Here is a 9,056-nt window from a genome sequence, read left to right on the forward strand (position 1 = left end):
CCGTTACGTCGTGCGCCGCCGCCGCGCGCCCGGGCGCCGCTCGCTCGGCCGGGTGACCGGGTCACCGGCCTCCAGCGCGGCGGCCCGGCGCCGCAGCCCGAACTCGGCCAGGGCCTCCGCCAGCTTGTGCACGGACGGCTCGGGCGACAGCACGTCGACCCGCAGCCCGTGCTCCTCCGCCGTCTTCGCGGTCGCCGGCCCGATGCAGGCGATCACGGTCACATTGTGCGGCTTGCCGGCGATACCGACCAGGTTCCGCACGGTCGACGAGGAGGTGAAGAGCACCGCGTCGAAACCGCCGCCCTTGATGGCCTCCCGCGTCTCCGCCGGCGGCGGCGAGGCGCGCACGGTCCGGTAGGCGGTCACGTCGTCGACCTCCCACCCGAGCTCGATGAGGCCCGCCACCAGCGTCTCCGTCGCGATGTCGGCGCGCGGCAGGAAGACGCGGTCGATCGGGTCGAAGACCGGGTCGTACGGCGGCCAGTCCTCCAGCAGACCCGCCGCGGACTGCTCGCCGCTCGGCACGAGGTCCGGCTTCACACCGAACTCGACCAGCGCCTTCGCCGTCTGCTCGCCCACCGCCGCGACCTTGATCCCGGCGAAGGCGCGGGCGTCGAGCCCGTACTCCTCGAACTTCTCCCGTACCGCCTTCACGGCGTTCACCGAGGTGAAGGCGATCCACTCGTAGCGTCCCGTGACGAGCCCCTTGACCGCGCGCTCCATCTGCTGCGGGGTACGCGGCGGCTCGACCGCGATGGTCGGCACCTCGCTCGGCACGGCACCGTACGACCGGAGCTGGTCGGAGAGCGACGCCGCCTGCTCCTTGGTGCGCGGTACGAGGACCTTCCAGCCGAACAGCGGCTTGGACTCGAACCACGCGAGCTGGTCGCGCTGGGCGGCGGCGCTGCGCTCACCGACCACGGCTATGACGGCCTGGTGACCGTCGGGCGACGGCAGCACCTTCGCCTGCTTGAGCACCTGGGCGATCGAGCCCAGCGTCGCGGTCCAGGTCCGCTGCCGGGTCGTCGTCCCGGCCACCGTCACGGTCAGCGGGGTGTCCGGCTTACGGCCCGCCGACACCAGCTCGCCCGCCGCCGCGGCCACGGAGTCCAGGGTCGTGGACACGACGACCGTCCCGTCCGACGCGCCCACCTCGGTCCAGCACCGCTCGCTCGCGGTCCGCGCGTCCACGAAGCGCACGTCGGCGCCCTCCGCGTCCCGCAGCGGCACACCCGCGTACGCCGGCACGCCCACGGCCGCGGCGACACCGGGCACGACCTCGAAGGGGATGCCCTCGGCGGCGCACGCGAGCATCTCGGCGCCCGCGTTGCCGTCGAGCCCCGGGTCGCCGCTCACCGCACGGACGACCCGCTTGCCGCCCCTCGCGGCCTCCATGACAAGATTGGTCGCATCCCTCAACACAGGGACCCCGGCGGTCATTGACGCATCGTCAACAACCGTCAGCTCAGGCGTGCTCACGCCCGCCCGCGCATGGCCGCGTACGACCTCGAGCACATCCGGCTCGGCGATCAGTACGTCAGCGCCCGCCAGCGCCTCGACGGCGCGCAGTGTCAGCAGTCCCGGATCACCGGGTCCGGCGCCCAGGAAGGTGACGTGCCCGCACGCGGAGTACGCGGAGGAAGCCTTGGATGCAGTGGTGGGGCTCAAAGTGCTCGCTCCCCCATAAGACCGGCCGCACCCTTGGCGAGCATCTCGGACGCGAGCTCGCGACCGAGCGCGACAGCGTCGCCGTGCGACATGGGTACGGGACCGGTGGTGGACAACTGCACCAGCGTGGAGCCGTCGGTCGTGCCGACGACGCCCCGCAGGCGCATCTCATGAACAACCTGCCCATCGGCCAGCAGGTCGGCCAGGGCACCCACGGGTGCGCTGCAGCCGGCCTCCAGGGCGGCGAGCAGGGACCGCTCGGCGGTCACGGCGGCCCGGGTGTACGGGTCGTCGAGCTCCGCGAGCGCGGCGGCGAGGTCGGTGTCGGCCGCCGTGCACTCGATCGCCAGCGCGCCCTGACCGGGCGCGGGCAGAACCGTGTCGACCGACAGGAAGTCGGTCACCTCGTCACTGCGCCCGATCCGGTTGAGACCGGCCGCGGCGAGTACCACCGCGTCCAGCTCCCCGTTGCGGACGTAGCCGATGCGCGTGTCGACGTTCCCCCGGATGGCGACACACTCGATCTCCATGCCGTGGCTGCGCGCGTACGCGTTGAGCTGCGCCATGCGCCGCGGCGAACCGGTGCCCACGCGGGAGCCGGCCGGAAGCTCCTCGAACCGCAGCCCGTCCCGGGCGACCAGCACGTCGCGCGGGTCCTCGCGCTGCGGGATCGCGGCGAGCACCAGGTCGTCGGGCTGCGCGGTCGGCAGGTCCTTCAGCGAGTGCACCGCGAAGTCGACCTCGCCCGCGAGCAGCGCGTCGCGCAGCGCCGTGACGAAGACGCCGGTGCCGCCGATCTGCGCGAGGTTCTCGCGCGAGGTGTCGCCGTAGGTGGTGATCTCCACGAGCTCCACGGGGCGCCCGGTGAGCTGCCGCACCGCCTCCGCGACATGCCCGGACTGGGCCATGGCGAGCTTGCTGCGCCTGGTCCCGAGCCTCAATGCCCTCTCGGTCATACTCGCCCTCTATTCGGGTCGTTCATGTCGGCCCGGCTGACGGAGGCGACCGTCTCCGGGTCGAGGTCGAAGAGTGTGCGCAGCGCGTCCGCGTACCCCGCGCCGCCGGGCTCGCTGGCGAGCTGCTTGACCCGCACCGTCGGCGCGTGGAGGAGCTTGTCCACCACGCGGCGCACGGTCTGGGTGATCTCGGCGCGCTGCTTGTCGTCGAGTCCGGGCAGCCGGCCCTCCAGCCGGGCCATCTCCCCCGCGACGACGTCGGCCGCCATGGTGCGCAGCGCGACGACGGTCGGGGTGATGTGCGCGGCGCGCTGGGCGGCGCCGAAGGCGGCCACCTCGTCGGCGACGATGCCGCGCACCTGGTCCACGTCGGCGGCCATCGGCGCGTCGGCGGAGGCCTCGGCCAGCGACTCGATGTCGACGAGCCGCACGTCGGCCAGCCGGTGCACGGCGGCGTCGATGTCGCGGGGCATGGCCAGGTCGAGCAGCGCGAGCGGGGCGGTACGGCCGGCCATCGCCTTCTCGACGGCGGCACCCGTCAGTACCAGGCCCGTGGCGCCCGTGCAGGAGACGACCACGTCGGCACGTGTCAGTTCGTCACCCACGGAGCCCATGGACGCGGCTCGCGCGGCCACGCCCGTGCCTCCGGGCTCGGTGAGGATCTGTACGAGCCGTTCGGCGCGCTCCACCGTGCGGTTGGCGACGACGATCTCGCCGACCCCGGCCCGCGCGAGCGTGGCGGCGGCCAGCGAGGACATGGAGCCCGCGCCGATGACGAGGGCCCGCTTGCCCTCGGCCCAGCCGGCCACGTCCGTGCCCGCCGCCAGTTGCTCCAGCCCGAAGGTGACGAGCGACTGGCCGGCCCGGTCGATGCCGGTCTCGCTGTGGGCCCGCTTGCCGACCCGCAGTGCCTGCTGGAACAGGTCGTTCAGCAGCCGCCCCGCGGTGTGCAGCTCCTGGCCGCGCGCGAGGGCGTCCTTGATCTGGCCGAGGATCTGGCCCTCGCCGACGACCATGGAGTCCAGCCCGCACGCCACCGAGAACAGGTGGTGCACGGCCCGGTCCTCGTAGTGCACGTAGAGGTACGGGGTGAGCTCCTCCAGCCCGACCCCGCTGTGCTGGGCGAGCAGGGTGGACAGCTCGGCGACGCCCGCGTGGAACTTGTCCACGTCGGCGTACAGCTCGATGCGGTTGCAGGTGGCCAGGACGGCGGCCTCGGCGGCCGGTTCGGCGGCGAGGGTGTCCTGGAGCAGCTTGTTCTGCGTGTCGGGGTCGAGGGAGGCCCGCTCCAGCACGCTCACGGGGGCGCTGCGGTGGCTGAGGCCGACGACGAGGAGGCTCATGCCGGCATCACGGCGGGCATGTCCCCGTCAGGTCCCTTGCGCTCCTCGGCCGGCGTGGTGGCCGCGCCCCGCATGGGGGTACCTCCCACGCCGGAGGCCGTGGGGGAGGGCGGCAGAACGGCCTCGCCGCCCGCCTCCTCGCCGGCCTTGCGCTGCTCGTGGAAGGCGAGGATCTGCAGCTCGATGGAGAGGTCGACCTTGCGCACGTCCACCCCGTCGGGAACGGACAGCACGGTCGGCGCGAAGTTCAGGATGGAGGTCACCCCGGCCGCGACGAGCCGGTCGCAGACCTGCTGCGCGGCGCCGGCGGGCGTGGCGATGACACCGATGGAGACGCCGTTCTCGTCGACGATCTTCTCCAGGTCGTCGATGTACTGGACCGGGATGCCGGCGACCGGCTTGCCGACCATCCCGGGGTCGGCGTCGATCAGCGCGGCCACGCGGAAGCCACGGGAGGCGAACCCGCCGTAGTTGGCGAGGGCGGCGCCGAGGTTACCGATACCGACCATGACGATCGGCCAGTCCTGGGTGAGCCCCAGCTCGCGCGAGATCTGGTAGACGAGGTATTCGACGTCGTACCCGACGCCACGGGTGCCGTACGAGCCGAGGTACGAGAAGTCCTTGCGCAGCTTCGCGGAATTGACCCCCGCCGCCGCCGCGAGCTCCTCGGAGGAGACCGTGGGTACGGAGCGCTCCGACAGTGCGGTGAGCGCCCGCAGATACAGCGGAAGCCTGGCGACGGTGGCCTCGGGGATTCCTCGGCTGCGGGTCGCCGGTCGGTGTGTTCGGCCAGTTGCCACGGTGCTCCTGCGGGATGAGCGGGGCTGTAGGCGGCCGTACGTCCCAGGACCGCCCCGTTGACAGCAGGCTATGTCTTTGTGAACGCGTGCACAAAGATGGTGTCCATTTTGTCCGGGCAAAGTGACCGGGGTCACGCGATTTGTTCGCGCCATCCCGGAACCAAGGTGAACCTCAGTCCGTTCGCGAGCCGAAGGGGGCAAAGCGGTACACACTCCTCACTACCTCGCCCCCGAACCGCAACAAAACGCACACGATGGTAACCGTCTTTCCCGGTCACCCCTGCCGGCTCACGCCTGGCGGTTCACCCCTCCAGGGCGCGCCGCAGCCGCCCGGCGTCGACCTTCCAGAAGGTGTGCTGCTCCCCGTCCACCAGGACAACCGGAATCTGCTCCCAGTAGGCCCGGTGCAGTTCCTCATCCTGGAGGATGTCCTTCTCCTCCCACAGCGCGCCCGTCTCGGCGCACACCTGCCGGATGACCTCCCGCGCGTCGTCGCACAGGTGACACCCCGGCTTCCCGATGAGGGTCACCGTGCGCGGGTCGGCCTTCTTCTTCGTACGTCCGAACATGCCCCTATTCTCCGCCCGCGTAATGCCGACGCCGCACAGAGTTCACGCCATGGCATCCCCACAAGTCGGGAAGTACCGAACACAGTGGCTATGCTCACGACATGGCCGCACTGGGATGGCTCACTCCTCACAGGCGTTTCGCCACCGCGCGCAGCGTGCTGGCGGGCGAAGCGTCGGCCGAGGCCGCCCGCAAGACCTCGCAGCCGGCGCCCGAACCCCAGTTCCCCGTTCCCGGCGACGAGCGCGCCGCCGCCTTCTTCGACCTCGACAACACGGTGATGCAGGGCGCGGCGATCTTCCACTTCGGCCGCGGGCTGTACAAGCGGAAGTTCTTCCAGCGCCGGGAGCTGGCCCGGTTCGCCTGGCAGCAGGCCTGGTTCCGGCTCGCCGGCGTCGAGGACCCCGAGCACATGCAGGACGCCCGCGACAGCGCGCTGTCCATCGTCAAGGGACACCGCGTCTCCGAGCTGATGACCATCGGCGAGGAGATCTACGACGAGTACATGGCCGACCGCATCTGGCCCGGCACCCGCGCCCTGGCCCAGGCCCACCTCGACGCCGGCCAGCGGGTCTGGCTGGTCACCGCCGCGCCCGTGGAGACGGCGACCATCATCGCCCGCCGCCTGGGCCTGACCGGCGCCCTCGGCACGGTCGCCGAGTCGGTGGACGGCGTCTACACCGGCAAGCTCGTCGGCGAGCCCCTGCACGGCCCGGCCAAGGCGGAGGCGGTCCGCGCGCTGGCCGCCGCCGAGGGCCTGGACCTGTCGCGCTGCGCGGCCTACAGCGACAGCCACAACGACATCCCCATGCTGTCCCTGGTCGGGCACCCGTACGCCATCAACCCGGACACCAAGCTGCGCAAGTACGCGCGCGAGCGCGACTGGCGGCTGCGCGACTACCGCACGGGCCGCAAGGCCGCCAAGGTCGGCATCCCGGCCGCCGCGGGCGTCGGCGCCCTGGCCGGCGGCACGGCCGCCGCCGTCGCCCTCCACCGCCGCCGCCGCTGAGCCCGCCCGCCCCGCCGTCCCGCCCGCGGCCAATCCGGGCTTCTTACCCCCTTGTGACCCCCGCCAGTCGCCCCGCGCGCACTCGGCCACAAGAGATCCCGCACTCAGGCAGATGTGGAAGTAATCCGATCAATTACTGGTCACGAAGTGCGACTTGATCAGCCGCGTAGACGTAACAGAAGCGACTGAATCGATGATTTGAGCAACTCGGTGTAGCGCTCCCTGCACTAAGCGTTATTCTCCTCAGACGCATACGGGACCCCCTCGCGTCGCTACGACGGGTGAAAGGTTCCGTACTGCACGTGATGGAAGCTCTGCCTCTGGGAGTCCCGTGTACCCACACGTCGGGGTTGACGCCTCGGGCCTGGCTACGCTCCGCGCGACGGTCCTCGACCATCTGCGCGGCTTCGTCCCCACCGCGTACGCCGTCCCGGCCTTCGCCTCACCGGCACTCGCCGGTCCTTGCTATGCCCTCGCCGACGGCGGTGCCGCCGTCGGGAGACGCGGCGGCCGGGGCGGTTCGGGCACCTCGACCACCGCCCGACGGCCCACCGCCGACAGCGACAGCGCGCGCATGATGGAGCTGGTCGAGCGCGCCCAGGCCGGCGAGGCCGAGGCCTTCGGCCGCCTGTACGACCAGTACAGCGACACCGTCTACCGCTACATCTACTACCGCGTCGGCGGGAAGGCGACGGCCGAGGACCTGACCAGCGAGACGTTCCTGCGCGCCCTGCGCCGGATCTCCACGTTCACCTGGCAGGGGCGCGATTTCGGTGCCTGGCTGGTCACCATCGCTCGCAACCTGGTCGCCGACCATTTCAAATCGAGCCGTTTCCGCCTGGAAGTGACCACAGGCGAAATGCTCGACGCCAACGAGGTCGAGCGCAGCCCGGAGGACTCGGTCCTGGAGTCCCTCTCCAACGCGGCCCTCCTGGAGGCCGTCCGCAAGCTCAACCCGCAGCAGCAGGAGTGCGTGACCCTGCGCTTCCTCCAGGGCCTGTCCGTCGCGGAGACCGCCCGCGTGATGGGCAAGAACGAAGGAGCGATCAAGACCCTCCAGTACCGGGCGGTGCGCACCCTGGCCCGCCTGCTGCCCGAAGACGCGCGCTGACCGTCCGTACACCCCAACTCACCGTCCGTTCATGGCTCGATGACGCGCTGGTCCGATCATCTTTCGTGCGTAACCCAAGTGCCGAGACGCTCGTTGTGCGGGATGCAGGCTCCCTGTGGTCACACCGCGACCCCAGCCACTCACTCGTTCGTGTGGATTGGCTCAAGGTGTGCAACCTTCCGGACCCCCCGGGGAGTCGACCGTCATGACGAGAGGAGGTGCCGCCAGTGATCGCGAACGTATCGGCGCACCGGCGGGCGAACGCCTTCGCCCAGGCCCTGGAAGAGCAGGCGGCCGAGCAGCCCGAGGCATCGGTCGAACCGACCGAACAGGGTCGGCTGTTGGCCCTGGCGAGCGGTCTCGGCGAGTTGCCGAAGCCGGAGTTGGACCCCGACGTGAAGGTGGTGCAGCGAGCGCAGCTCGTCGCCGCCATGGAGGCGATGTTTGCCGGAGGCAGCGCGTCCGCGGGCCCTACGGTGCCGGAGCAGCGGGCGGCGTCCGGGCGGGGAGCCCACCGGGCGTCCGCGCTCCGGAAGTTGCGTCCCCGCTCCCGCTGGTCGAAGGGGCTCGCCGCCGGCGGGCTCACGGTCGGGGTGGCGGCGGGCGCGTTCAGCGGAGTGGCCGCTGCCAGTTCCGACGCCCTCCCGGGTGACTCGCTCTACGGGCTGAAGCGCGGGATGGAAGACCTCAAGCTCGGTATGGCGGACGACGACGCCGACCGGGGCGAGCTCTACCTGAACCATGCCTCCACCCGGCTCAGCGAGGCGCGCCGCCTGATGGAGCGCGACCGGACCGGGGTGCTGGACCACGAGTCCCTGGGCGAGATCCGGCGCGCGCTCAACGGCATGCAGCACGACGCGGCGGAAGGCCACCGGCTGCTCCGGCTGGCGTACGAACGGGACGGCACCATCGCCCCGATGGCCACGCTGAACTCGTTCGCCCGCAGCCACCGGGACGCCTGGATCGGCCTGCGCGACCGGCTGCCCGTCCAGCTCACCGACGTACGGGACCAGGTGAGCGATGTCTTCGCCGCCATAGACGAAGAGGTCGGACCGCTCCAGTCCAAGCTGCCGCAGCCACCGGAGCGGAGCGACGGCCGGGGATCCGGCCGGCCGGGCGCCACCGAGGACTCCTCGGGTTCCGGACCGTCCCACCGTTCCCCGTCCACCCCGGAGTCCCGGCCCTCGGGCACCAGCAGCAACCCGGGCCCCTCCGGGTCCGGCCCGGCGAAGGACGACGGTCTGCTCGGCGGCAACACGGGCGGGCTGCTCGAACCGGACCCGGCGACGCCCACACCGCCCTCCGGCGGCGGCGCCCAGCCCACTCCCCCGCCCGCCCCGGACGTCACGATCCCGCCGCTGCTCCCGGGCATCATCGGAGGTCTGGGCATCGACGAGGAGGACGCGAAGTAGCCGTGGTGGGGGGGGGGGCCCCCCCCCCCCAACCCCCCCCCCCCCCCCCCCCCCCCCCACACAACCCCCCCCCCCCCCCCCCCCCCCCCCCCCCCCCCCCCCCCGTCCCCCCCCCCCCCCCCCCCCCCCCCCCCCCGCGCCGACGACACGGCCCTCGCCGCCGACCTGCCGACCTACCCCTTCCAGCGCT

At 72.0% G+C, this 9,056-nt stretch carries 8 protein-coding genes; 3 read left to right on the forward strand and 5 right to left on the reverse strand.

The features are described from left to right. Positions 1–3: 3 nt before the first annotated feature. From ACZ46W_RS30520 to ACZ46W_RS30540, 5 genes are all read right to left on the reverse strand, one after another. Complete coding sequence (locus tag ACZ46W_RS30520) at positions 4–1,668, reverse strand: bifunctional uroporphyrinogen-III C-methyltransferase/uroporphyrinogen-III synthase (protein WP_366130277.1); 1,665 nt, start codon at positions 1,666–1,668, stop codon at positions 4–6. Then, complete coding sequence (hemC, locus tag ACZ46W_RS30525) at positions 1,665–2,624, reverse strand: hydroxymethylbilane synthase (protein ID WP_468344342.1); 960 nt, start codon at positions 2,622–2,624, stop codon at positions 1,665–1,667. Before hemC ends, ACZ46W_RS30520 begins: the two co-directional genes overlap by 4 nt. After that, entirely contained in the window at positions 2,621–3,967 is a 1,347-nt protein-coding gene (locus tag ACZ46W_RS30530; RefSeq protein ID WP_468344346.1) for a glutamyl-tRNA reductase, read from the reverse strand. The genes hemC and ACZ46W_RS30530 overlap by 4 nt, the downstream gene beginning before the upstream one ends. Next, complete coding sequence (locus ACZ46W_RS30535) at positions 3,964–4,767, reverse strand: redox-sensing transcriptional repressor Rex (protein ID WP_468344349.1); 804 nt, start codon at positions 4,765–4,767, stop codon at positions 3,964–3,966. Before ACZ46W_RS30535 ends, ACZ46W_RS30530 begins: the two co-directional genes overlap by 4 nt. A 302-nt stretch (positions 4,768–5,069) precedes the next feature. Next, positions 5,070–5,336: a glutaredoxin family protein gene (locus ACZ46W_RS30540; protein WP_468344352.1), complete on the reverse strand. Its 267-nt coding sequence runs from the start codon at positions 5,334–5,336 to the stop codon at positions 5,070–5,072. A 101-nt stretch (positions 5,337–5,437) separates the two neighbouring features. Between ACZ46W_RS30540 and ACZ46W_RS30545 the strand changes: the two genes are divergently transcribed. The 3 genes from ACZ46W_RS30545 to ACZ46W_RS30555 all read left to right on the forward strand — a co-directional run bounded on the left by ACZ46W_RS30545 (position 5,438) and on the right by ACZ46W_RS30555 (position 8,866). Then, the gene (locus tag ACZ46W_RS30545) at positions 5,438–6,343 is read left to right on the forward strand and encodes an HAD family hydrolase (protein ID WP_468344355.1); all 906 of its coding nucleotides are present in this window, start codon (positions 5,438–5,440) and stop codon (positions 6,341–6,343) included. 331 nt (positions 6,344–6,674) lie between these two features. Next, positions 6,675–7,454 (forward strand): ECF subfamily RNA polymerase sigma factor, BldN family, encoded by a 780-nt coding sequence (locus ACZ46W_RS30550; RefSeq protein WP_126888986.1) that lies wholly within the window; start codon positions 6,675–6,677, stop codon positions 7,452–7,454. A 227-nt stretch (positions 7,455–7,681) separates the two neighbouring features. Then, positions 7,682–8,866 (forward strand): DUF5667 domain-containing protein, encoded by a 1,185-nt coding sequence (locus ACZ46W_RS30555; protein WP_468344359.1) that lies wholly within the window; start codon positions 7,682–7,684, stop codon positions 8,864–8,866. Positions 8,867–9,056 lie beyond the last annotated feature (190 nt).

This window comes from Streptomyces sp. NPDC031064, from assembly GCF_055570965.1.

Bases quoted from the DNA above. Each gene is read 5' to 3' on its own strand.
- ACZ46W_RS30545 (WP_468344355.1), top strand. From the start codon at position 5,438: ATGGCCGCACTGGGATGGCTCACTCCTCACAGGCGTTTCGCCACCGCG.
- hemC (WP_468344342.1), bottom strand. From the start codon at position 2,624: ATGACCGAGAGGGCATTGAGGCTCGGGACCAGGCGCAGCAAGCTCGCC.
- ACZ46W_RS30530 (WP_468344346.1), bottom strand. From the start codon at position 3,967: ATGAGCCTCCTCGTCGTCGGCCTCAGCCACCGCAGCGCCCCCGTGAGC.
- ACZ46W_RS30540 (WP_468344352.1), bottom strand. From the start codon at position 5,336: ATGTTCGGACGTACGAAGAAGAAGGCCGACCCGCGCACGGTGACCCTC.